General features: G+C 69.2%; 18 protein-coding genes. 10 read left to right on the plus strand and 8 right to left on the minus strand.

Annotated elements, in window-relative coordinates:
• Nucleotides 1-155: 155 nt before the first annotated feature.
• On the plus strand, nt 156-1,367 hold the full coding sequence (locus tag DID99_RS17345) for an alanine--glyoxylate aminotransferase family protein (protein ID WP_124571665.1): 1,212 nt from the start codon (nt 156-158) through the stop codon (nt 1,365-1,367).
• A 68-nt stretch (nt 1,368-1,435) separates the two neighbouring features.
• On the opposite strand, the gene DID99_RS17350 is transcribed toward DID99_RS17345, so the two are convergent.
• Nucleotides 1,436-2,371, minus strand: coding sequence for an AraC family transcriptional regulator (locus tag DID99_RS17350; protein ID WP_124522823.1), 936 nt, complete (start codon nt 2,369-2,371; stop codon nt 1,436-1,438).
• Nucleotides 2,372-2,504: 133 nt separating this feature from the next.
• On the opposite strand from DID99_RS17350, the gene DID99_RS17355 reads away from it, so the two are divergent.
• Entirely contained in the window at nt 2,505-3,395 is an 891-nt protein-coding gene (locus tag DID99_RS17355; protein WP_124667209.1) for a DMT family transporter, read from the plus strand.
• 7 nt (nt 3,396-3,402) lie between these two features.
• Complete coding sequence (locus DID99_RS17360) at nt 3,403-3,816, plus strand: RES family NAD+ phosphorylase (RefSeq protein WP_260434441.1); 414 nt, start codon at nt 3,403-3,405, stop codon at nt 3,814-3,816.
• A gap of 27 nt (nt 3,817-3,843) precedes the next feature.
• Here the strand turns inward: DID99_RS17360 and DID99_RS17365 are convergent, their stop codons facing one another.
• Nucleotides 3,844-5,058 (minus strand): MFS transporter, encoded by a 1,215-nt coding sequence (locus DID99_RS17365; protein ID WP_044844119.1) that lies wholly within the window; start codon nt 5,056-5,058, stop codon nt 3,844-3,846.
• Nucleotides 5,059-5,406: 348 nt separating this feature from the next.
• Between DID99_RS17365 and xdhA the strand changes: the two genes are divergently transcribed.
• The 4 genes from xdhA to DID99_RS17385 all read left to right on the plus strand — a co-directional run bounded on the left by xdhA (nt 5,407) and on the right by DID99_RS17385 (nt 10,451).
• On the plus strand, nt 5,407-6,951 hold the full coding sequence (gene xdhA, locus DID99_RS17370; protein WP_124667210.1) for a xanthine dehydrogenase small subunit: 1,545 nt from the start codon (nt 5,407-5,409) through the stop codon (nt 6,949-6,951).
• Nucleotides 6,952-6,969: 18 nt separating this feature from the next.
• Nucleotides 6,970-9,333, plus strand: a complete 2,364-nt coding sequence (gene xdhB, locus DID99_RS17375) for a xanthine dehydrogenase molybdopterin binding subunit (RefSeq protein WP_044844121.1) — start codon at nt 6,970-6,972, stop codon at nt 9,331-9,333.
• Nucleotide 9,334: 1 nt separating this feature from the next.
• A complete protein-coding gene (xdhC, locus tag DID99_RS17380; protein ID WP_124571670.1) occupies nt 9,335-9,952 on the plus strand; it encodes a xanthine dehydrogenase accessory protein XdhC in 618 nt (205 codons plus the stop codon).
• Nucleotides 9,953-10,049: 97 nt separating this feature from the next.
• Nucleotides 10,050-10,451 carry a polyketide cyclase gene (locus DID99_RS17385; RefSeq protein ID WP_124667211.1) on the plus strand — a complete coding sequence of 134 codons (402 nt, stop codon included), beginning with the start codon at nt 10,050-10,052 and terminating at the stop codon, nt 10,449-10,451.
• A gap of 54 nt (nt 10,452-10,505) precedes the next feature.
• Here the strand turns inward: DID99_RS17385 and DID99_RS17390 are convergent, their stop codons facing one another.
• The 3 genes from DID99_RS17390 to DID99_RS17400 form a co-directional block, all read right to left on the minus strand.
• Nucleotides 10,506-11,453, minus strand: coding sequence for a LysR family transcriptional regulator (locus DID99_RS17390; protein WP_044844124.1), 948 nt, complete (start codon nt 11,451-11,453; stop codon nt 10,506-10,508).
• Nucleotides 11,454-11,521: 68 nt separating this feature from the next.
• Complete coding sequence (locus DID99_RS17395) at nt 11,522-12,160, minus strand: 2-hydroxychromene-2-carboxylate isomerase (RefSeq protein ID WP_044844125.1); 639 nt, start codon at nt 12,158-12,160, stop codon at nt 11,522-11,524.
• A 107-nt stretch (nt 12,161-12,267) separates the two neighbouring features.
• Nucleotides 12,268-13,719: a TAXI family TRAP transporter solute-binding subunit gene (locus tag DID99_RS17400; RefSeq protein ID WP_124488726.1), complete on the minus strand. Its 1,452-nt coding sequence runs from the start codon at nt 13,717-13,719 to the stop codon at nt 12,268-12,270.
• Between the two features lie 452 nt (nt 13,720-14,171).
• Here DID99_RS17400 and DID99_RS17405 point away from each other — a divergent pair, with 452 nt between their 5' ends.
• The 3 genes from DID99_RS17405 to DID99_RS17420 all read left to right on the plus strand — a co-directional run bounded on the left by DID99_RS17405 (nt 14,172) and on the right by DID99_RS17420 (nt 19,316).
• The gene (locus DID99_RS17405) at nt 14,172-14,537 is read left to right on the plus strand and encodes a BON domain-containing protein (RefSeq protein WP_044844127.1); all 366 of its coding nucleotides are present in this window, start codon (nt 14,172-14,174) and stop codon (nt 14,535-14,537) included.
• Nucleotides 14,538-14,778: 241 nt separating this feature from the next.
• Entirely contained in the window at nt 14,779-16,869 is a 2,091-nt protein-coding gene (locus DID99_RS17410) for a D-(-)-3-hydroxybutyrate oligomer hydrolase (RefSeq protein ID WP_124522825.1), read from the plus strand.
• A gap of 611 nt (nt 16,870-17,480) precedes the next feature.
• On the plus strand, nt 17,481-19,316 hold the full coding sequence (locus DID99_RS17420; RefSeq protein WP_124571672.1) for a S10 family peptidase: 1,836 nt from the start codon (nt 17,481-17,483) through the stop codon (nt 19,314-19,316).
• A 373-nt stretch (nt 19,317-19,689) separates the two neighbouring features.
• Here the strand turns inward: DID99_RS17420 and DID99_RS17425 are convergent, their stop codons facing one another.
• The 3 genes from DID99_RS17425 to DID99_RS17435 all read right to left on the minus strand — a co-directional run bounded on the left by DID99_RS17425 (nt 19,690) and on the right by DID99_RS17435 (nt 23,057).
• The gene (locus DID99_RS17425) at nt 19,690-20,478 is read right to left on the minus strand and encodes a sulfite exporter TauE/SafE family protein (RefSeq protein WP_124667212.1); all 789 of its coding nucleotides are present in this window, start codon (nt 20,476-20,478) and stop codon (nt 19,690-19,692) included.
• Nucleotides 20,479-20,756: 278 nt separating this feature from the next.
• The gene (locus DID99_RS17430; protein ID WP_124667213.1) at nt 20,757-22,196 is read right to left on the minus strand and encodes a DHA2 family efflux MFS transporter permease subunit; all 1,440 of its coding nucleotides are present in this window, start codon (nt 22,194-22,196) and stop codon (nt 20,757-20,759) included.
• 126 nt (nt 22,197-22,322) lie between these two features.
• Nucleotides 22,323-23,057 carry a DsbA family oxidoreductase gene (locus tag DID99_RS17435; RefSeq protein ID WP_124522828.1) on the minus strand — a complete coding sequence of 245 codons (735 nt, stop codon included), beginning with the start codon at nt 23,055-23,057 and terminating at the stop codon, nt 22,323-22,325.
• Between the last annotated feature and the right edge of the window lie 21 nt (nt 23,058-23,078).

The raw sequence follows: 23,078 nt of genomic DNA on the forward strand, positions 1-23,078 counted from the left end.
GCCGGCTGGCCCGGTCCGTCGACCGGGCCAGCGTCACGCTGTCCGGGCGCGCGTGCCTCTTGCGCACGGGCGCGGAACGCGGAATGATCGATCAGTTCGCCGTGCCGTGCGGCGAACGACGTCCGAGCGTTTTCTCCGTTCCTCTTTTGCCAGCCATGTCCATCGATTACTCGCCGATTCCCTGTCCCGTCGTCGTGCCGCTCGACGCGATCCTGCCCGAAGAACCGCTGCTGATGATGGGGGCCGGCCCGGTCCCGATCCCGGCCGCCGTCGCGAAGGCGAACACGATCGTGATCAACCACCTCGGCGCGACGATGGCGAAGATCATCGAGCAGGTGAAGGAGATGGCGCGCTACGTATTCCAGACCCGCACGAAGTGGGTGCTCGGCGTCGCCGGCCCCGGTTCCGCCGCGATGGAAATGGCGATCTCGAACCTCGCGTGGCGCGGCACGCGCGTGCTGTCGATCCGCAACGGCTTCTTCAGCGCGCGGATGGCCGAGATGGCCACGCGCGTCGGCGCCGACGTCGCCACGCTTGAAGTGGCCGACCGCTCGGTCGCGAGCCTCGACGAGATCGCGGACGCGATCGCGCGCGAGCGGCCCGAGATCGTCACGATCGTGCAGGGCGAGACGTCGAACACCGTGTGGAACCGCGAGCTGCGCGACATCGCGGCGCTCGCGAAGGCGGCCGGCGCGCTGGTCGTCGTCGACGCGGTGTGCACGTTGTCGACGATGCCGCTCGAGATGGACGCGTGGGGCATCGATGCGGTGATCACGGGCGGCCAGAAGGGGCTGTCGTCGATTCCCGGCGTATCGCTGATCGCGTTCTCGGACGCCGCGTGGGACCGGATGAAGCAGCGTCCGGAACCGAATGCGCACTGGTGCCTCGATATGGCGCTCGCGGAGAACTTCTGGCACAACGCGGGCTACCACTACACGGCGCCGGTGTCGGGCGTGCTCGCGCTGCACGAGGCGCTGCGGCTCGTCTGCGCGGAGACGCTCGAAAGCCGCTTCGCGCGCCACCTGCGCTGCTCGCTCGCGTTGCAGGCGGGCGTCGAGGCGATGGGGCTCGCGCTCTATGCGCCGAAGGACTGCCGGCTCAACTCGGTGGTCGGGATCGAGACGCCCGAAGGGCTGACGCCCGGGATGGTGTGCGGCCATATCTCGAAGCAGTACCAGGTCGAGATCTCGGGCTCGTTCGGGCTGCCGATCGTGCGGATCGGGCAGATGGGCGAACAGTGCCGCGAACACAACCTGTTCCGCACGCTGCACGCGTTCGGCCGCACGATGATGGACCTGAAGGTGCCGGTGGACCTGCCGGCCGGCGTGGCCGCGCTCGAGCAGGAATTGTCGCAGCGGGGCGCGTAAGCAGGGAGACGGTGATGCGTGCCGGGTGCGCGCTGCGCCAGCCGGCACGTTGAAGGTGCGCGCGGGGCTCAGCCGCCCTGCATCGCGCGCCGGTACGCGTTCGGCGTCGTGCCGTGCGCGTCGCGAAAGCGATGGCTGAAGTGGCCGGCGTTCGCGTAGCCGCATTCGGCCGCGACCTGCGCGAGCGGCAGCGCCGTCGTGCGCAGCAGCAGGCGCGCCCGCGCGAGCCGCTGCTCGGCCACCCACGCGTGCGGCGCGCGGCCGAACGACAGCCGGAACATTCGCGAGAAATGGTATTCGGACAGCGCGGCGACCTCCGCCAGCTCGCCGAGCGTCAGCGGCTGCGACAGGTAGCTGTCGATGTAGTCGCGCACGCGGCGGCGCACGGCCGGCGCGAGTCCGCCGCGGAACGGCACGTCGGTGCGCGTCGTGCTCTGGCCGCGCAGCAGCAGGCTCAATACGTCGTGCGCGGCCTCGTTCACGCGCAGCCGCCCGTCGGCATCGTCCCAGCGCTCCAGCGCGAGCGAACGGAACTGCGCCGCGACGCGCGCATCCTCGAAATAGGTGCGGTCGGCGAGCTTCAGCTCGCGCGGCTCGCGATCGAGTTCGCGGATCGCGCGCTGCGTGAAGTGCTCGGGCAGGAAGTACAGGTGGATGAAGTGCATCTCGCCGCGCACCCACCAGCGCGATTCATGGTCACCCGGCAGCGCGCACAGCAGGCTCGGCGCGCCGTAGCGCGGCACGCGTTCGCGCTCCGTCCGGTAGCCGCCGTCGAGATAGCACGACAGCGTGTGGTGGCCCGGTTGTTCGTAGATCGTCTCGCTTTCGTCGGTGATGCGCGTCCATTCGGCGATCGCGAGATGATCGCCGAGCCACGTGAAGCGCTCGAGCGTCGCGTTCGCCTCGGCGAGCGTGCGGCACACCGACTGCAGGCCGAACGGCATCGCACCGCCGGCAAGGGCGGCGGCGTGATCGGCGGGCGGGGCGTACAGGGGCGGACTCATGGTGCGACGAGTATAAGCGCGCGCGCGACGCGCCGTGCGGCCGCCCGAAAAAGACCGCAATTCCGGACAATCCGCGCGGGCGGGGCGGCGGCACAGTCTGAGTCCGTTTCACTCGTTTCGCTTCGTTGCCGCCATGAACCTGTCGCTTTATTTCGTCACCGTGCTGATCTGGGGCACCACCTGGATCGCGATCAAATGGCAGCTCGGCGCCGTGCCGCCGCCCGTGTCGATCGCGTGGCGCTTCTGGCTCGCGGCCGCCGTGCTGTTCGCGCTGCTGCGCGTGATGCGCCGGCCGGTGCGTCCGCCGCGCGAGGCGTGGCGCTACCTCGTCGCGCAGGGCTTCGCGTTGTTCTGCCTGAATTTCCTGTGCTTCTACTACTCGGAGCAGGTCGTGCCGAGCGGCCTCGTCGCGGTGATCTTCTCGACCGCGCCGCTCTTGAATTCGATCAACGGCCGGCTGTTCATGGGCCGCCCGCTGCGGCCGTCCGCGATTGCCGGCGCGCTGCTCGGGCTGACCGGCATCGCCTGCCTGTTCTGGCAGCAGATGGCCGGCCACCTCGACGATCACGCGACCTGGACGGGCCTCGCGATCGCGTTCGCGGGCACGATGTGCTTCTCGGCCGGCAACCTGCTGTCGAGCCGGATGCAATCGATGGGGCTGCATCCGCTCGCGACCAACGGCTGGGCGATGCTGATCGGCGCGGCGATCCTGACGGTCGGCAGTGCGGTGGCCGGGCTGCGGTTCATGATCGACCCGAGCCCGCGTTATCTCGGCGCGCTCGTCTATCTGGCCGTGCCGGGCTCGGTGATCGGGTTCACCGCGTACCTGACGCTCGTCGGGCGGATCGGGCCGGAGCGCGCGGCGTACTGCACGGTGCTGTTCCCGATCGTCGCGCTGGCCGTGTCGACGGTCTTCGAGGGCTACCAGTGGTCGCCGCTCGCGGTGATCGGGCTGCTGCTCGTGCTGGCCGGCAATCTCGTTGCGTTCGACCTGACGCGCCGGTTGTTCCTGCGCATGGCTTGACCGAGGCATTAGGCACTCTTGCGCATTCGCGGAGACGGTGCTGCACGACGAAGTCGCCGATCTGGTGCTGGGCGGTTTCCCGCTCGTCACGACCGAGCTCGATCGCTACGTGCTTTCATTCGACGGTGCGCCGTTGGCCGTGGCCGTCCTGCATGGCTTGCCGCTGAAGAACCTTGGCGGCGACGGTGCGTTGTCGACGATCGTGCCGTACGACGTTCCGCAGCAGTGGTCGCTGGCCGTCCACCGGCATCAGCGGCGGGTCGACGGGTTCCTGTACATGTCCCGCCATCTGAACACGTCGGAAGCCCTCGTGCTCTTCGATCGTGCCGAACCCAAGCTCTCGCTCCGGGACGCCGTTCCGTTCCGGCGTCATCCTCAAGCCGTCCGCGTGCTGCGCGACTTCAACGTGTTGCTGCGTTGAACGGCGTTGCGCGCGCGGCAGCACGACTCAAGCCGCCGCGCCGCTCCCGGCGAGCCGCGCCTGCCGCTGGTACAGCACCATCGACAGCGCGACGCCGGCCGCCGCGGCCACCGCCGCGAACAGGAACACCTGCGGATAACCGAACGCACCGGCCACATAGCCGGCGAGCGGGCCCGTGATGCCGAGCGACAGGTCGAGAAACACCGAATACGCGGACAGCGCCGCGCCGCGGCTCGCCGGCGGGACGAGCGCCACGGCCTCGACGCCGAGCGCCGGGAAGATCAGCGCGAAGCCGAAGCCGGTCAGCGCGGCGCCGACGAGCGCGACGTGCGGCACGGGTGCGAGCCACAGCAGCAAGAGGCCCGAGCATTCGAACGCGAACGACACGATCGCGACGCGGAAGCCGCCGTGGGTCTTGATCGTATTCGCGAACAGCAGCCGCGCGCCGATGAACAGCGTGCCGAACACGGTCAGCGACAGCGCGGCGTTCGGCCAGTGGCGCGCCGCGTAGTACAGCGTGACGAAGGTCGCGATCGAGCCGAAGCCGGCCGAGCCGAGCGCGAGGCCGAGACCGTGCGGCAGTACGCGCGTGAACACGCTCGCATACGACATCCGTTCGCCGTGCACGAGCGGCACGGAAGCGATCAGACGCGCGAGATAGAAGCCGATCGCGGCGAGCGCGATCACGATCACGCCGATCAGCGCCGGATTCAGCGTGTGCGCGATCGCGACGCCGACCGGCGCGCCGAGCGCGAGCGCCCCGTAGGTCGCGATGCCGTTCCACGAGATCACCTTCGCGTTGTGCGCGACGCCGACCCGCCCGATGCCCCACAGGATCGCACCGGTGCCGCACAGGCTCTCGCCGACGCCGAGCACGAGCCGGCTCGCGACCAGCAGCACGAGGCTCGCGACCGGCCAGTGGGCCAGCAGCAGCGCGACGAGCAGCAGCACGCCCGACACGCCGCAGCCGATCAGCCCGCGCAGCACCGTCTGCTTCGGCCCGAGCGTATCGGCGAAGCGCCCGGCGAGCGGGCGCGACGCGAGCGTCGCGAAATACTGGACGCTGATCGCGCCGCCCGCGACGATCGCGGAAAAACCGAGGTCGTCATGGACGAAGCCCGGCAGCACCGCGAGCGGCAGGCCGATGGTCAGATAGCAGATGAACGTGAAACAGACGACGGACACGATTTGCAGCGTGACGGCAAACCCGCTGCGCGGCGGTGTGGCGGAATCGGTTGACATGGGGTCGGATCGAATGGGCGAAACGGAGCGGAAAGCGGCGAAAAACGGAATCGGGATTTTCCCATGGAACCGGTTTTCACGCAGGTACCATTTAGTTAATCGCGACCCATTTTCATCATCGAAGAATGGCCGACGGGGCGCTGCGGGCAGGCCGGAACCCAGGCCGGGCAAGGCGCCCGACGCCTGCCGGGCGGCCGCGGCGCGCATATCGCGGCAGTTATATGGGCCCCATGCGTGATGGGCTATGGGTTGCGGAATTTGACGGTGATAGCGTGCAAACTGTCAGAGAAACGTCGGTCGAGCGCCCCGCGCAGGCCGCCTTGCCCCCACCGGAAGAACGATAGAGACATGAGTGAGCCGATCCGCTTCTACCATCGTCACGCGGTCCGCGAAGTCAGCGGCGCGGACGTCACCCGCACCGTGCTGCAGTACCTGCGCGAGGATGCGCACTGCACCGGCACCAAGGAAGGCTGCGCGGAAGGCGACTGCGGCGCGTGCACGGTCGTCGTCGGCGAGCTGACCGACACGGGTACGGTCGCGTTCAAGGCCGTCAATGCCTGCATCCAGTTCCTGCCCACGCTCGACGGCAAGGCGCTGTTGACGGTGGAAGACCTGCGCCAGCCGGACGGTTCGCTGCATCCGGTGCAGCAGGCGATGGTCGATTGCCACGGCTCGCAATGCGGGTTCTGCACGCCCGGTTTCGTGATGTCGATGTGGGCGCTGTACGAGAAGCACGGCCATGAAGGCTGCGCCGGCACGTGCGCGAAGGCGAAGGACGTGCCGACGCGCACCGAGATCGCCGATGCGCTCACCGGCAACCTGTGCCGCTGCACCGGCTATCGCCCGATCGTCGATGCGGCCGTGCAGATGTTCGGTGCGCCGGCGCCGACGGCACCGATCGATACGGCCGCGCTGGCCCGCACGCTCGCGGCGCTCAAGCGTGACGACACGTTCGACTACACGACGCGCGACGGCGCGCGCTTCGCCGCGCCGCGCACGCTCGACGCGCTGGCCGCGCTGAAGGTCGAGCGCCCGGATGCACGGCTGCTCGCCGGCAGCACCGACATCGGCCTGTGGGTCACCAAGCAGATGCGTCGCCTCGACGACCTGATCTACGTCGGCCAGATCACCGAACTGCGGACCGTCGTGCACGGCGACGACTGGATCGAGATCGGCGCGGGCGTGACGGTCGAGGACGGCTATGCGGCACTCGCCGGCACGTATCCGGAACTGACCGAAATGTGGAAGCGCTTCGCGTCGCTGCCGATCCGCAACGCGGGGACGATCGGCGGCAACGTCGCGAACGGCTCGCCGATCGGCGACTCGATGCCGGGCCTGATCGCGCTCGGCGCGCGGGTCGTGCTGCGCGGCGGCGACACGGTGCGCGAGCTGCCGCTCGAGGCGCTCTACACCGGCTATCAGCAAAAGGACATGGCGCCGCACGAATTCGTCGTCGGCCTGAAGGTGCCGACCCGCACCGGCGTGCGCGCGAAGCTGCAGTTCCGCACCTACAAGCTGTCGAAGCGGTTCGACTCCGACATTTCGGCGGTGTGCGCGGCGTTCGCGTTCATCGCGGACGGCGAGCTGATCCGCGAGCCGCGCATCGCGTTCGGCGGGATGGCCGCGACGCCGAAGCGCGCGACGCATACGGAGAGCCTGCTCGACGGCGCGCAGTGGCACGAAGCCACCGCGCAGGCCGCGATGCAGGCGCTCGAGCGCGACTACCAGCCGCTCACCGACATGCGTGCGACGAGCGCGTATCGCCTCGATACCGCGAAGAACCTGATGTACCGATTCTGGCTGGAGACGCGCCCGCACGACCCGCTGCCGCCGCAGGCGCTGAACGTGCGTGAAGTGGCCGCCGAAGTTGCCGACGACGCGGCGCGCGTCTGACGAGGGAGAACACCGAACATGAACCAGCAGGCAGAACCGTTCCTGAACACCCTCGACCCGCAGGCCGACGCGGCGCAGGTGCACGTCTCGCGCGCGCACGAATCCGCGCACCTGCACGTGAGCGGGCGCGCGACCTACACCGACGACATCCCGCTCGTCGCGGGCACGCTGCACGCTGCGCTCGGGTTGTCCGCGAAGCCGCACGCGAAGATCGTGTCGATGAATTTCGACGCGGTGCGCGCGACGCCCGGCGTGGTCGCCGTGTTCACGGCCGACGACATCCCCGGCGTCAACGATTGCGGCCCGATCATCCACGACGATCCGGTACTCGCCAAAGGCATCGTGCAGTTCGTCGGCCAGCCGATGTTCATCGTCGTCGCGACGTCGCACGAAACCGCGCGGCTCGCCGCGCGCCGCGCGCAGGTCGACTACGAGGAGCTGCCCGCGATCCTGACCGCGCAGGAAGCGCGGCAGGCCGAAACCTATGTGATCCCGCCGCTGAAACTCGCGCGCGGCGACGCGGCCGCGCGGCTCGCCGCCGCGCCGCATCGCGAGTCGGGCGAGATGCTGCTCGGCGGCCAGGAGCAGTTCTACCTGGAAGGGCAGATCGCGTACGCGGTGCCGAAGGACGACGACGGGATGCACGTGTACTGCTCGACGCAGCACCCGAGCGAGATGCAGCACCTCGTCGCGCACGTGCTCGGCGTCGCGTCGCACAACGTGCTGGTCGAATGCCGCCGGATGGGCGGCGGGTTCGGCGGCAAGGAATCGCAGTCGGGCCTGTTCGCATGCTGCGCGGCGCTCGCCGCGTGGAAGCTGCTGTGCCCGGTGAAGCTGCGTCCGGACCGCGACGACGACATGATGATCACCGGCAAGCGACACGACTTCCATTACCGCTTCGACGTCGGCTACGACGACGACGGCCGCCTCGACGGCGTCGCGCTCGACATGACGTCGCGCTGCGGCTTCTCGGCGGACCTGTCGGGCCCGGTGATGACGCGCGCGGTGTGCCACTTCGACAACGCGTACTGGCTCGGCGACGTCGACATCGCCGGCTACTGCGGCAAGACCAACACGCAGTCGAACACCGCGTTCCGCGGCTTCGGCGGGCCGCAGGGCGCGTTCGCGATCGAATACATCCTCGACGACGTCGCGCGCGCGCTCGGCCGCGATCCGCTCGACGTGCGCTACGCGAACCTGTACGGCAAGACCGAGCGCAACGTGACGCCTTACGGGCAGACGGTCGAGGACAACGTGCTGCACGAACTGCTCGGCGAACTCGAGTCGACGAGCGACTACCGCGCGCGGCGCGCGGGCGTGCGCGAATTCAATGCACGCAACACGGTGCTGAAGAAGGGCATCGCGCTCACGCCGGTGAAGTTCGGCATCGCGTTCAACGTCACGCACTTCAACCAGGCCGGCGCGCTGGTGCACATCTACACCGACGGCTCGGTGCTCGTGAACCACGGCGGCACGGAGATGGGGCAGGGGCTCAACACGAAGGTCGCGCAGGTCGTCGCGCACGAGCTCGGCATCCGCTTCGGCCGGATCCGCGTGACGGCGACCGACACGAGCAAGGTCGCGAACACGTCCGCGACGGCTGCGTCGACGGGCTCCGACCTGAACGGCAAGGCCGCGCAGGATGCGGCGCGCCAGCTGCGCGAGCGCCTTGCGGCGTTCGCGGCGAAGCAGTTCGGCGACGGCAAGGTCGATGCGGCCGACGTGAAGTTCGGCAACGACTTCGTGTGGATCGGCGGCGCGAGCGTGCCGTTCGGCGAGGTGATCGCGAAGGCGTATCTCGCGCGCGTGCAGCTGTGGTCCGACGGCTTCTACGCGACGCCGAAGCTGTACTGGGATCAGTCGAAGCTGCAGGGCCGGCCGTTCTACTACTACTCGTACGGCGCGGCCGTGTCGGAGGTCGTGATCGACACGCTGACGGGCGAGATGCGCACGCTGCGCGTCGACGCGCTGCACGACGTGGGTGCATCGCTGAACCCGGCGCTCGACATCGGCCAGGTCGAAGGCGCGTTCATCCAGGGAATGGGCTGGCTCACGACCGAGGAGCTGTGGTGGAACAAGGGCGGCAAGCTGATGACGCATGCGCCGTCCACGTACAAGATCCCGACGGTCAACGACACGCCGCCCGAATTCAACGTGCGGCTGTTCCAGAACCGCAACGTGGAGGACAGCATCCATCGTTCGAAGGCCGTCGGCGAACCGCCGCTGCTGCTGCCGTTCTCGGTGTTCTTCGCGGTGCGCGACGCGATTGCCGCGGTCGGCGACTACCGGGTGAATCCGCCGCTCGACGCGCCGGCCACCGGCGAGTCGATCCTGCGCGCGATCACTGCGGTGCGTGCTGCGCGCGCCGGTCAGGCAGGTTGAGATGAACGGGCCTGCACGTTCGTTTCGCACCGCGACGACCCCGGCATTCGCGCAGGGTACCGGCCAGCGCAACCGCGCGACCGGTACGTCCGCGCCGATGCACATCGTGCTGTTCGGCGCGGGGCACGTCGGCCATGCGCTCGTCACGCTGCTCGGCGCATTGCCGTGCGTCGTGCAGTGGGTCGATACGCGCGACGAGCTGTTCCCGGACGAATGTCCGCCGAACGTGCAGCCGGAGCCGACCGACATACCCGAGGCCGTCGTCGACGCGGCGCCGCCCGGCGCGTACTTCCTCGTGATGACGCACAACCACGCGCTCGACTTCTCGCTCGCCGCGCAGATCATGCGGCGGCGCGACTTCGCGTACTTCGGGATGATCGGTTCGCGTACCAAGCGCGTGAAGTTCGAGCGCCGGCTCGCCGCGCGCGGCGTCGATCCGGCGCGGCTCGCCGAGATGGTGTGTCCGATCGGCGTCGCGGGCATCGTCGACAAGGCACCCGGTGCGATCGCGGTGGCCGTCTGCGCGGAACTGCTGCAGGCCCGCTCGGGCATGCCGGTGGCCGACGCGAAGGCGGCTGCGGCGGAGCGCTTGCGCGACGACGCGCGTTGCGCGCGGTAACGATCAGGGGCGGCACGCCCGACCCACGTCCGCGCGTTTTTGCCTACACTGCACGGATTGCGCGGCAGCGGGCCGCGCGTCCTTTCGTGCAGGCACCATGTCCGATCATCAGGTCTATCTCGATGCGCTCGATGCGAGCCTCGTCGTCATCGAGCGCTGGCTGTCCGGCGCCGATACTTCCCCCGCGGCGCTCGATGCGCTGCTCGCGCCTTTCTCCGCCGAATTCACGATGATCATGACCGACGGTCGCGCGTTCGACCGCGATGACACGCGCGCGCTGTTCGCGAAGCTCGGCGGCGCGAAGCCGGGGCTGCGCATCACACTGTCGGGCATCCGCGTGCTCGCGGCAGACGCGTCGCATGCGGTGCTCACCTATCTTGAAGCGCAGCAGGCGGCGTCGGGCGAACTGCCCGCGCGTCGCGCGACCGCCGTGTTCGCGCGCGACGCGGCAGGCGTCGTGCGCTGGACCCATCTGCAGGAAACCTTCTGCACGGCCTGAGCGGCCGCGCCGCGTGATCGTGCGCGGGCGATTCCGCGCGGGTTGAGCGCCGCTTCAGCGCTTGCGGCCGCGTGCGGCGGTCAGCTCGTCGGACACGCTTTGCATCAGCGCACACAGCCACGCGATGTCGGTCGGGCGATCGGGGTGCGGGTGCGTGAGCAGGTAGCTCTTGATGCGCGGGAACGGCACGGGCGGCGCGACGACGACGAGCGGCAGCAGCTGCGCGTAGTGCGTCGCGAAGCGGCGCGTCGTCGTGAAGATCAGGTCCGACTGCAGCAGCACCTGCGGCACGATGCCGAAGTACGGCAGCGTCGTCACGATCCGTCGCGTGAGGCGGGCGCGGGCGAGGCCGATCTCGATCGCGTTGCGCTTGTCGCCGGTGTACGGCGTCGGCGCGACGTGCGCGGCCGACGCGTACGCTTCGCGCGTGAGCGGTTCGCGGGCGAGCGGATGCGCGTCGCGCATCAGGCACACGATCGTGTCGGAGAACAGGTCCTGGCGCGCGAACCGCGGGTCGGGCTTCGGCCAGTTGCCGATCACGAGATCGAGCGCGCCCGATTCGAGCGCCTCCGCGTGATCGAGCGCGGGATTCAATGAGTCGATTTCCAGATGCGCATGCGGCGCCGCGTCGCGAAAGCGCTCGATCAGCGTCGGCATGAAGAAATCGTTCAGGTAGTCGGGTGCGGCCACGCGGAACGTGCGCCGCGCGGACGATGGATCGAAGTCGCCGTGCGGCGTCGCGATGAAGTCGACCTCGCGCAGCGCGCGCGACGCGGCACCGAGCAGCGATGCGCCGTACTCGGTCGGCACCATCCCGGATTTGCCGCGCACGAGAATCGGGTCGTTCAGCGTCTCGCGCAGCTTGCGCAGCGCGGTGCTGATCGCGGGCTGGGTCTGGTTCAGCCGCAGCGCGGCCTGCGTGACGCTGCGCTCGAGCAGCAGCGTGCGCAATACGCGCACGAGCCAGATATCGAGCGAGGCGGTACGATCGTCGTCTTCCATCGGCGAGCGGTGTTCGGGAGAAGCGTAACCTTACCGCAGCCGCACGTTGCCGTGCGTGATACCGGCCATCACGTGCGCCCCTTCGGCAGCACGCTGATCCGCTTGACCTCGCGCGACTCGAGCCAGTTCGGCGTGCGCGCGCAGTACAGCACCATCGGCAGCGCGTCCTCGCCCCAGAACAGCTGCTGGTTCATCCAGAAGGTCGGTACGCCGAACACGCCGAGCGCGATCGCGTCGTCGGTGTTGCGGCGCAACTGCGCGCTCGTCTCCTCGAATTCGATCAGCTCGTCGCCGTGCCCGACGCCGACGCGCTCGCACAGCGCCGCGAACCCGTCCGGCGTCGACGGATCGTTGCCGTCGTGCCAGATGAAGCGGAACATTTCCAGCACGGTCGCGATGTCGGCGCGCAGCGCGATCGCGAGGCGCAGCACCTTGTCGGAGTCGAACGGATGCGCGGGCGGCATCTTGAAGCGGATGCCGAGCTGTTCGGCGCGAAACAGCGCGTGGCGGTACGTGAACACGCGCTTGGCCGGCACGTCGGCGCTCGGGCGCTGCCCCCAGTGGCGCTGCAGGTCGGGCAGCGACACGGCGACGGGGTCGAACGGCACGTCGGGCCACTTGTCGTGCTGTTCGAGCAGCAGGTAGGAGAACGGCGACACGAAGTCGAAGAACCAGGCAGGCTGGGCAGTGTCGAGGCCGGTTGTCATGGCGATCTCCAGAGGGTGGGGCGTGCGCGCCTGGCGGCGGCCTTCATGTTACGTTGCGGCGCGCGGATGCAACCGCGCGGATGCAGCAATGATCGCGGATCGGCCGCTCATGCGGAACCGGGAGTCGCCCGGGGGGGCTCGCCGGCCGGCGCCGCCGCGCCGCCGCGCGCCGCTGCACGGCCGCCGGCGCCGGGTGTGCCCGGCGTGCCCGATGCGACGTCGTGATCGTGCGCGGTGAGCCGCTCGCGCACGAAGCCGATGTGCTCGCGCAGCACGTAGAACTGCCCCGCGTACGCAAGCGGCATCTTCATCCGGTTCACGGCTTCCTCGATGTCGTCGAGTTCGTCGAGCAGCTGGACGCGCTCTTCGGCCGTATGCTCGCCGAGCGCGCGGCGCTCGAGCGCGATCAGTGCGCCGTACCAGCGGTAGATGCGCGAACGCACGCGCCAGCCGTACAGCGACGGCACCAGCCGCAACCCGGGGATCAGCACGACGATCAGCGGCACCACGACGACGAGCAGCCGGTCGACGAGACTCGCGACCCAGAACGGCAGCCGCCGGTACAGGAACGACTTGCCCGACTTGTAATAGCGCCCCGCGTCGTCGGACAGCGGGAAGCCGCGCGTGACGGCCGACGGGAATTCGCCCGCGTGCTGCAGGATCGTCGCGTGGCCGTGCACTTCGCGCGCGGCCTCGATCAGCAGGTCGGACAGCGCGGGGTGCAGCGTATCGCGCGCGACCAGCTCGATCGTCGGCGCGACCGTGTGGATGTCGGCGGGCGGCAGGTTGAGGCCGAGATCGTAGACGCCCATCGGCAGCGTGATCGCGGTCAGGTACGGAAAGCGCCGCGCGTAGGCCTCGGCTTGCGTGAACGAGTACACGTGCACGCCGGGCGCGCGGAACAGCTTCGCCATCACCGGGATCTGCGTCGAGTCGCCGGACAGGAACGCGGCGTCGATCTTGCCGTCGAGCAGCGCGGCCGCGGCGTCCTCGCCGGCGGTCGGCAGCAGCTCGGTCGAGCCGCCCGGCACGATGCCGTTCATCTTCAGCAGCGCCAGGCTCAATTCGCGCGCGCCGCTGCCTTCCGCGCCGAGCGCGAGCCGCTTGCCCTTGAAGTCGGACAGGCGTGCGACCACCGGCCCGCGGTACATGATCGCGAGCGGCACGTAGCCGATGCTGCCGAGCGAGACCAGGTGTTCATCGCGCTCCTTCGGGCCGATGCCGCTCTGCACGAAGCCGACGTCGACCGGCGCGTCCGGATTCGACAGCCGCGCGAGGTTCTGCGCGGATCCTTCGGATGACTGGACGTCGAGCGTGACGCCGTTCTTCGCGAGGATCGCCTTGTATTTCTGCGCGGCGTTCCAGTAGGTGCTGCCGGGCGGGCCGGACGAAATCACGAGCGTGGACGGCGGCGCCGGCTGGATCAGCTTGACCGCGAACCAGACCGCCGCGACCGCGAGTAGCACGGTGGGGCCGATCGACAGCGCGAGGTCGCGCCACGACACCGCGACGAAGCGGGCGAGGATGCGGCGGGGCGGGCGGGGGCGGGCTGGCTTCATGGAGTCGGCGGATGACACGGGCGTGACGCAGCGATGACGGCCGTCGCGGACAAGGCACGCGATGCGCGTTCTGGCGGCGATGGTACCCGGTTTCGCCCGGCGTGCGCGAGTCCGGCGCCGTCGCGCGGCGGCGGACACGGGCGCGCGCGGGCGGATGGCGGGCGGCCACGCGTCAAAAGCTTTGCGCTTCGGCTGGCGCTGGATTACATTGTGCGACGCAGCCGCGCCCGATTCGCGCACGACCCGGCACGTTATGAGACCGGGCGCGCCCGGCCGGCGGCTGTCCGGCCCGGCCGGCCCGCATTCGCGCGCGCCGGCCGCCGGCCCGTGTCGCCTCTCTCGCATCGCCGTGGAAATCATCGGCCGTCCCGCCCGTTCGCGCGCGGGCCGGCTGCCTTTGGGGGTATCCGGCCGTACTGTGCACGGCCGTTCCGGAGTTACAAGGAGATAGCATGAAGTCGATCGTGTTGAGAGCGTTGGGTGTTGCGGCCGTGGCGGCCTGTCTGACGGGCAGCGTGTACGCGCAGTCGAGCGATGCGGCGGCCACCGAAGCGCCGGCCGCGGCAGCGAGCTCGCCGAAGGCGGCGGCCAAGACCGCGAAGAAGGCCAACCGCCAGCTCGGCTATGCGGTGCGCAAGGCCATTACGAAGGCAGGCGGCATCGACGTGGCGAACATCGTCGTGCGCTCGAAGGGCGGCGCGATCTCGCTGGAGGGCACGGTGCCCGACCAGGCACAGATCGACAAGGCGGAAGAGGCGGCGAAGGGCGTGAAGGGCGTGACGTCGGTCACGAACAAGCTGACGGTTCAGCAGCAATGATGCCGGGCGGCGGCGCGCCAGCGCCGCGCGCCCGCTTTCACGCGGGCCCCGGCGTGCCGGGGCCCGTTTGCACTTTTGAATGCCCCCCGGGCCCGCCGCTTCGCGCCAGGCCCCGGAGCGGGCGTCCCCCAAGGAAACTTCCTTCGGGGCGGAAAACCTTGGGCGGCCCGGCGTTTTCCCGACAGGCCGCGAGCCGCGCACGACGCAGCGGCGCACCGATAACGATATCGAGAGGGCGGCAATGACAACGCACGGGTGGGGCAGTCGGATTCTTTGGGGCGCGGCGCTGGTCGCGATCACGTTGCTCGGCGCCTGCAACGGCGACGAGTCGTCCGAACGCAATCGGCTGCCCGGGTTCGTGTCCGGCAGCGTGCGCACCACCGCCTACGACGGTACGAGCGACGACCTGCTGACTGCCGGTCTCGGCAAGACGGGCCTCGCCGCCGCCACCGCGCCGGCGTTCGCGAATCCGTCGCGGCCGACGAGCGCCGAGCTGCGCCGGCTCGCGATCTGGTCGAACTACCGCGCGCTCGTCGACATGAGCGCCAACGGCGGCTACGGCCGTTTCTGGGGACCGAACGTCGACCTCGACGGCAACGACACGCTCGGCGAAGGCAAGATTCCCGGCACCGAATATCTCGCGTATTCCGACGACGGCAGCGGCCGCAAGAACGTGACGCTGCTCGTGCAGGTGCCCGCGAGCTTCGACCCCGCGCAGCCGTGCATCGTCACCGCGACGTCGTCCGGTTCGCGCGGTGTGTACGGCGCGATTTCGGCGGCCGGCGAGTGGGGCCTCAAGCGCGGCTGCGCGGTCGCGTACAACGACAAGGGCGGCGGCAACGGCGCGCACGAGCTCGGCACCGACACGATCACGCTGATCGACGGCACGCTCGCCGACGCGGTGCTCGCCGGCAATGCGAGTCTCTTTACCGCCAATGTGACGAGCAGCGACCTGGCCGCGTTCAACAGCCGCTTCCCGAACCGCTACGCGTTCAAGCACGCGCATTCGCAACAGAATCCCGAGCAGGACTGGGGGCACGCGACGCTGCAGGCGGTCGAATTCGCGTACTGGGCGCTCAACGAACAGTTCGGGCCGTTCGTCGACGGCTCGCATCACGGCGTGCGCTACCGCCCGGGCGACATCACGACGATCGCCGCGTCCGTCAGCAACGGCGGCGGCGCGGCGCTCGCGGCGGCCGAGCAGGACACGCGCCGCTGGATCACCGCGGTCGTGGTCGGCGAGCCGCAAGTCAACGTGCGGATGGCGCCGAACGCGGTCGTGCGCGAGGGCGGCCAGCCGGTGCCGTCGTTCGGCCGGCCGCTGGCCGACTACGCGACGCTCGCGAACCTGCTGGAGCCGTGTGCGGCCGCGTCGTCGTCGCTCGCGGGCGCGCCGTACCTGAGCGCGCTGCCGGCCGCCACCACGCAGTCGATCCGCACGCAGCGCTGCGCGACGCTCGCCGCGGCCGGGTTCGTGTCGGGGGCCGATACGCAGAGCCAGGCCGCCGACGCGCTCGCGCAACTGCACGCGGCCGGCTATCTCGCGGATTCCGACCTGCTGCAGGCGCCGATGTGGGATTCGCAGGCGATTCCGGCGATCGCGGTCACCTATGCGAACGCGTACACGCGCTCGCGCGTGACCGACAACCTGTGCAATTTCAGCTTCGCGACCACCAATGCGGCGACGGGCGCGGTGGCGCCGCCCGCCGCCTCGCCGATGCCGGCCGTGTTCGGCCTCGGCAACGGCGTGCCGCCGACGGCAGGCGTCAATCTCGTGTTCAACACCGGCGCGGGTGTCGACCACCGGCTCGCGACGCCCGACGCGAGTTTCGCGGGCGCGCTGTGCCTGCGCCAGCTGTGGACCAACGGGATGCTCGACATGCCGGCGAACGTCGATGCGGTGCGCGTGAACGCGAACCTGCAGGGCAAGCCGGCGATCATCGTGCAGGGCCGCAGCGACGCGCTCGTGCCCGTGAATCACGCGTCGCGCGCGTACGTCGCGCAGAACGGCATCAGTGAAGGCGGCCGCAGCCAGCTCGTGTTCTACGAGGTGACGAACGGGCAGCACTTCGATGCGTTCCTGCCCGTCGCGGGCTTCGACACGCGCTTCGTGCCGGTCCACTACTACAACCTGCAGGCGCTGAACCTGATGTGGCGGCACCTGAAGAACGGTGCCGCGCTGCCGCCGTCACAGGTGGTCCGCACGCTGCCGCGCGGCGGCACGCCGGGCGCCGCGCCGGCGCTGACGAGCGCGAACCTGCCGCCGATCTCGGCGTCCCCCGGCGCGAACGCGATCACGGCCGGCGCGGGCGCGATCGATGTGCCGCTCTGACGGCACCCGCCCCACCGCGATACGGAAGCCGGACGCTCGTCCGGCTTTTTTATTTTCAGCGTCTGGAATCGGTCCCGCATTGCCCTTGGTCCGAATGGCATGCGCTGTAACAAATTATCGCTTTACGGCGGAAAATCCGGAATCTATTATGCGCCGATATTTTAACTTAATTTAATAAATTCCCATAAAGACAATATTCCTTTCCGTATAGTTAATCGATCCTTTCGATTTTATTAAATCGGCTCGAGTTGCGGTTGGTCGCCCTTTCGCGATTGACCGGCATTTCGTCGAGGGAATCGTTCGTCTGTTCGAAGCGAAGACGCCTTGTCTGGCGGCCTTTGCAGGGGATGCTTTTGCTTGCGGTTTCTCGCGCGTGCGGATGGCGAGGGCGAATTCGCAGTGCCGCACATTATTGAATCGTCGTTTGCAATGGAATTGATTCCATTGTGCGATCGCGGAATATGGGTGGGGTAAATCATGCCGGTCGGTATTCGCCGATGCGGTAAAAAACTCGGGGTGCATCGCAAAACGAATGCGCTCCCGGTGCGGAGCGCCGGCGCAAATGATCCTTTGCGACCGGCGGTATTTATCGTTCTGTTCGAGAGGCAATAATGACGACACTGAAGTCCTTGAAAGACGGTTTCGCGCTATTTGGAACGACGCTGAGCGTGCCGCTCGCCGCAGCCGCTGCCGCGGCGCTGCTCGTCACGGGATGCGGCGGCGACGACGGGGCGGGCCCGACCGCCGCCACCGCGGCAGCCGCGACGACGTCGAACGGCAGCACGTCGGCCAGCACCAATGCAACGGCCGCCGTCCCGGCCGACCAGCCGTACGTCGACAACGACGTGTACGGCACCGGGCCGAACGACGCGGTCACGGATTCGACCGAAGGGGCCGCGGTCGTGCACCGCCAGGTCACGATCGGCGGCAAGACCGTCCAGTACACGGCCACCACCGGCCACCTGACCACGATCGACCCGATCACGTCGGCGCCGAACGCGAAGATGTTCTACGTCGCGTACACGCAGGACAATCCGGACCCGTCGAAGCCGCGCCCGGTCACGTTCTTCTACAACGGCGGCCCCGGCTCGTCGTCGGTCTACCTGCTGCTCGGCTCGTACGGGCCGAAGCGCCTGCAGTCGTCGTTCCCGAACTTCACGCCGCCGGCCCCGTACAAGCTGCTCGACAATCCGGACAGCCTGCTCGACCGCACCGACCTGGTGTTCATCAACCCGGTCGGCACCGGCTACTCGGCGGCGATCGCCCCGGCGAAGAACAAGGATTTCTGGGGCACCGACCAGGACGCGCGCTCGATCGACCGCTTCATCCAGCGCTACCTGACCAAGTACTCGCGCTGGAACTCGCCGAAGTTCCTGTACGGCGAGTCGTACGGCACCGCGCGCAGCGCGGTCGTGTCGTGGGTGCTGCACGAGGACGGTATCGACCTGAACGGGATCACGCTGCAGTCGTCGATCCTCGACTATGCGAATGCGCTGTCCGCGCCGGGTACCTTCCCGACCCTCGCGGCCGACGCGTTCTACTGGAAGAAGACGACGCTCAACCCGACGCCGACCGATCTGGACGCGTACATGGTGCAGGCCCGCAACTACGCGGACAACACGCTCGCGCCGCTCGCGCAGAAGCCGAACCCGCAGGACGGCGGCTTCGTGAACGTGCGGCTGAACCTGAACCTGCAGACCGCGCAGCAGATGGGTTCGTACATCGGCACGGATCCGACGTCGCTGATCCAGACGTTCGGCAACCCGGCCGCGCTCGGCAACGTGCCGTCGTCGGACGACAACCCGCCGTACACGTTCTTCCTGACGCTCGTGCCGGGCACGCAGATCGGCCAGTACGACGGTCGCGCGAACTTCACGGGCAAGGGCATCGCGCCGTACATCCTGCCGAACTCGGGCAGCAACGATCCGTCGATCACGAACGTCGGCGGCGCGTACACGGTGCTGTGGAACAGCTACATCAACACCGACCTCAAGTACACGTCGACGTCGTCGTTCGTGGACCTGAACGACCAGGTCTTCAACAACTGGGACTTCAGCCACACCGACCCGACCGGCGCGAACCGGGGCGGCGGCAATACGCTGTACACGGCCGGCGACCTGGCGTCGACGATGAGCGTGAACCCGGACCTGAAGGTGCTGTCGGCGAACGGCTATTTCGATGCGGTCACGCCGTTCCACCAGACCGAGCTGACGCTCGCGCAGATGCCGCTCGATCCGACGCTCAAGGCGCAGAACCTGACGATCAAGAACTATCCGTCGGGCCACATGATCTACCTGAACGACGCGTCGCGGACCGCGCTGAAGGGCGACCTCGGCAACTTCTACGACGGGATTCTCGCAAACCGTACCGCGCTGCAGCGCGTGCTGAAACTGCAGGCGCGTACGCAACAGATGAAGCAGCAACAGTTGAAGCAGCAGGGGCAGTAAGGATCGCGAGCGACTTGCGCTGCCCGGCCGTGCGCCGGGCGGCCCGAGTTCGCGAGGCCCCGGATGGACGACAGCCCGATCGGCGCAGGCCGGTCGGGCTGTTTTTTGCGGCGGGGTGCCGGCGTCGCGTGCTGGCCGGTCATGCATCACATCGCGCATGTGGCTCGCGATGCTGTGATCTTCCACGGTGCCCGTGAGTCGTCGACCGACGGGGCGTTGTCGGGGCCGCGTGAGATTCGCCGCGGCTTGATCCTCGAAAGGGGATGCACGTCCCTGTATCGAGGGAAATTCTCCACCGACAAATCGTGCCGATCTCTTCCATCAGGGGCGGGAAGATGGCGGTGTCTGCCGTGGCGGGCGGCAGCCGCGCCGCTTACGCGAGCACGAGCCGCACGCCGACCGCGACGAGCGTCGAGGCGAGCAGGTTGCGCAGCAGCCGCTCGGGCGCGCGCGCCGACAGCAGGCTGCCGAGCACGATGCCGGGCAGCGAGCCGAGCAGCAGCGACAGCAGCATCGACCAGTCGACCGAGCCGAGCAGCCAGTGGCCCATGCCGGCGACGAGCGTGAGCGGCACCGCGTGCGCGATGTCGGAGCCGACGATGCGCGCGGTCGCGAGCAGCGGGTACAGCAGCAACAGCACGGTGACGCCGATCGCGCCGGCGCCGACCGACGTCATCGACACGAGCGCGCCGAGCACGGCGCCCGTCAGCACGGTCGACCAGAACGTGCGCGCGGGATTCGGCAGGAGCGGGTTGCGCGCGGCGAGCGCGGTCAACTGCGGGCGGAAGATCAGTGCGAGCGACGTGAGCAGCAGCGCGATGCCGAGCACCAACTGGATCATTCGCGCGGTGCCGGGCGAATTCATCCCGTGCGTGTGCAGCAGCCACAGCGTGACGGCCGCGGCCGGGACGCTGCCGGCCGCGAGCCGGCCGGTAATGCGCCAGTCGATCGACCCCTTCAGTCCGTGGACGAGGGTGCCGGTGGCCTTGGTCGCGGCCGCGTACAGCAGATCGGTGCCGACCGCCGTCGCGGGGTGGACGCCGAACAGCAGCACGAGGATTGGCGTCATCAGCGAACCGCCGCCGACGCCCGTCAGGCCGACGAGAACGCCGACGAACAGGCCGGACAGGGAGTACAGCAGATCGATATGGGGAAGCGACATCGGAAGCAGGCGGTTATGCGGCGTTCGGCGGCGGCGCGCGGCCGCGGCGCGCGCATCAAAGTCCGCCATTGTCGCAAAAGTGGCGCTTCGGTGTACGACTACGTTAAAAATCGGCCGGGAAGGCCCGCCGGACGGGCCGTTCCCGGCGGGTCAAACGAACGTTTGAAAAGGCGCCGGGCCGGGCGGGGTGGCGTGCCGGCGTTGCCGGGTTGCGACGCCGATGGCGGGCCATCGGGTGCGGCGGGGCGGAACTCTCCCCGATTCAGGCCGGACGGCCGTCAATGCATCGCGGGGCCGGCGCCCGCAACGGCGTCCTGGCGGCGGATGCGCAGCGCGAGGCCGAGCAGCCCGGCCGCGGCCGCAAATGCGGCGCCGACGGCGAACGCGGCGTGGTAGCCGCCGTTCAGCGCGTCGAGCGGCGAGGCGTGTGCCGCCGCGAGCGCATCGGTGCGCGCGGCCGCGAGGCTCGCGAGCACGGCGAGGCCGAGCGCGCCGCCCATCATGAACGCGGTGTTGACGATGCCCGACGCGAGCCCCGAATCGGCCGGATCGACGTCGCTCATCGCGGCGAGCAGCACCGGATTGAACGCGACGCCCGCGCCGATGCCGAGCAGCGTCATGCCCGGCAGCACGTGCCAGACGAAGTTGCCGTCGGCCGGCGCGCGCGCGAACAGCGCGAGGCCGCACGCCGCGATCAGCAGGCCGGCGGCGATCGGGCCGCGGATGCCGAAACGCATCACGATCCGCGCCGACAGCCCGAGCGAGAACGCGGCCATGATCAGGTTCGCCGGCAGGAACGCGAGCCCGACCTGCAGCGGTCCGTAGCCGAGCACGCGCTGCATGTAGAGCGCGGACAGGAAGAACCACGCGAACATCGCGGCCGCCCACAGCACGCCGATCACGTTCGCGAGCGCGACGTTGCGCGCGGCGAACAGCGTGAGCGGCATCAGCGGATGCGCGACGCGCGCCTCGATCGCGACGAACAGCGCGAGCAGCACGACGGCCGCGCCGATCAGCACGACGGTTTGCGTAGACAGCCAGCCGGCCTCGTTGCCGCCGACGATCCCGTAGACCGCGAGCATCAGCGACGCGGTCACGGTGATCGCGCCCGCGACGTCGAGCCGCGCGGCGCCGGCCGGCGCGCGCAGGCGCGGCAGCAGCGCGACGCACATCGCATAGACGGCGATGCCGATCGGCAGGTTGACGAGGAAGATCCAGTGCCACGACAGCGTGCTCGTCAAGAGCCCGCCGAGCAGCACGCCGATGCTGCCGCCGCCCGCGCAGACGAAACCGTAGACGCCCATCGCGCGCGCCCGTTCGCCCGGCTCGGTGAACAGGTTCATGATCAGCGACAGCGACACGGCCGACACGATCGCGCCGCCGAAGCCCTGCACCGCGCGCGCGGCGATCAGCATCGTCTGCGATTGCGCGAGGCCGCAGGCGAGCGACGCGAGCGTGAACACGACGAGGCCCGCGAGGAACATGCGCCGCTGGCCGTACAGGTCGCCGAGCCGGCCGCCGAGCAGCAGGCAGCCGCCGAACGTCAGCAGGTAGGCGTTGACGACCCACACGAGGGCCGTCTCGGTGAAATGGAGGTCGGTGCTGATCGACGGCAGTGCAACGTTTACGATCGTGCTGTCGAGCACGATCATCAGCACGCCGAGGCAGAGGACGATCAGCGCGTACCAGCGCTTCTCGCCGTGGATCCCGTGGGTCATGGCTGGCAGCCTTCTCTCTGATAGTTATTTGAAAGGCTGAATTGTAGACGTCGTTCGCGTGCGCTTCCTGCCGGTTTGTGGCAGGGGCGACGCGTAGCGGCAGCGCGTGTCGCGCGGCGCCGGACGTTATCCGCGCGGCGGGAGTTCGCAGCCGTCGGGGCCGCAAGCGGCGGCGGCGTCGCCGGCGAATTCGACGATGGCGCCGTCGCGCCATGCCTGCTCGAGCGCCTGCGCGAACACGTCGGCCGGCTGCGCACCCGATACCGCGTAGCGGCCGCCGAACACGAACAGCGGCACGCCGCGTCCGCCGATCTGCGCGGCGCGCGCGATGTCGGCCTCGACTTCGTCACGGTATGCATCGCTGCGCAGCACGGCTTCGACGGCCGAGCGCTCGAGCCCCGCTTCGACCGCGAAGTCGATCAGCGCCGCATGGTCGAACAGCGAGCCGTGCTCGCAGAAATAGGCGCGGTACAGGCGCTCGGTCAGCGCATGGGCGCGGCCGGTGGCTTCCGCGAGCTTCACGAGCCGATGGCCGTCGAGCGTGTCGCCGACGAACGTGCCGGGCAGGTCGTAGCTCAGCCCGACGCTCGCTGCCGCGTCGGTCACCTGGCGCAACATCTGGTCGACCTGCGCGGGCGACATCCGGTACTTGCCCGCGAGCATCGCCTCCACCGGTTCGACCGGCTGGCCCGGCATCAGCCGGTACGCACGCAACGCGACGTCGACGTGCTCCGCGTGCGCGAATGCGGCGAGCGCCTCGTCGAAGCGGCGCTTGCCGATCCAGCACCACGGGCAGATCAGGTCGGACCAGATTTCGACGGTCAGGATCGGGCGGGCAGTCGGGGCGGGGGTGGTCGTCATGGGCGGTCCGGGGCGGCAAAT

The organism is Burkholderia sp. Bp8986, from assembly GCF_003854225.1.
Taxonomy (GTDB): Bacteria; Pseudomonadota; Gammaproteobacteria; order Burkholderiales; family Burkholderiaceae; genus Burkholderia.

Excerpts from the sequence above, each read along its gene's own strand:
- xdhA (WP_124667210.1), top strand. The coding sequence starts at position 5,407 with ATGAGTGAGCCGATCCGCTTCTACCATCGTCACGCGGTCCGCGAAGTC.
- DID99_RS17345 (WP_124571665.1), top strand. The coding sequence starts at position 156 with ATGTCCATCGATTACTCGCCGATTCCCTGTCCCGTCGTCGTGCCGCTC.
- DID99_RS17365 (WP_044844119.1), bottom strand. The coding sequence starts at position 5,058 with ATGTCAACCGATTCCGCCACACCGCCGCGCAGCGGGTTTGCCGTCACG.
- DID99_RS17405 (WP_044844127.1), top strand. The coding sequence starts at position 14,172 with ATGAAGTCGATCGTGTTGAGAGCGTTGGGTGTTGCGGCCGTGGCGGCC.
- DID99_RS17420 (WP_124571672.1), top strand. The coding sequence starts at position 17,481 with ATGACGACACTGAAGTCCTTGAAAGACGGTTTCGCGCTATTTGGAACG.
- DID99_RS17425 (WP_124667212.1), bottom strand. The coding sequence starts at position 20,478 with ATGTCGCTTCCCCATATCGATCTGCTGTACTCCCTGTCCGGCCTGTTC.
- DID99_RS17355 (WP_124667209.1), top strand. The coding sequence starts at position 2,505 with ATGAACCTGTCGCTTTATTTCGTCACCGTGCTGATCTGGGGCACCACC.
- DID99_RS17395 (WP_044844125.1), bottom strand. The coding sequence starts at position 12,160 with ATGACAACCGGCCTCGACACTGCCCAGCCTGCCTGGTTCTTCGACTTC.
- DID99_RS17430 (WP_124667213.1), bottom strand. The coding sequence starts at position 22,196 with ATGACCCACGGGATCCACGGCGAGAAGCGCTGGTACGCGCTGATCGTC.
- DID99_RS17410 (WP_124522825.1), top strand. The coding sequence starts at position 14,779 with ATGACAACGCACGGGTGGGGCAGTCGGATTCTTTGGGGCGCGGCGCTG.
- DID99_RS17350 (WP_124522823.1), bottom strand. The coding sequence starts at position 2,371 with ATGAGTCCGCCCCTGTACGCCCCGCCCGCCGATCACGCCGCCGCCCTT.
- DID99_RS17385 (WP_124667211.1), top strand. The coding sequence starts at position 10,050 with ATGTCCGATCATCAGGTCTATCTCGATGCGCTCGATGCGAGCCTCGTC.
- DID99_RS17435 (WP_124522828.1), bottom strand. The coding sequence starts at position 23,057 with ATGACGACCACCCCCGCCCCGACTGCCCGCCCGATCCTGACCGTCGAA.
- xdhC (WP_124571670.1), top strand. The coding sequence starts at position 9,335 with ATGAACGGGCCTGCACGTTCGTTTCGCACCGCGACGACCCCGGCATTC.
- DID99_RS17390 (WP_044844124.1), bottom strand. The coding sequence starts at position 11,453 with ATGGAAGACGACGATCGTACCGCCTCGCTCGATATCTGGCTCGTGCGC.
- DID99_RS17400 (WP_124488726.1), bottom strand. The coding sequence starts at position 13,719 with ATGAAGCCAGCCCGCCCCCGCCCGCCCCGCCGCATCCTCGCCCGCTTC.
- xdhB (WP_044844121.1), top strand. The coding sequence starts at position 6,970 with ATGAACCAGCAGGCAGAACCGTTCCTGAACACCCTCGACCCGCAGGCC.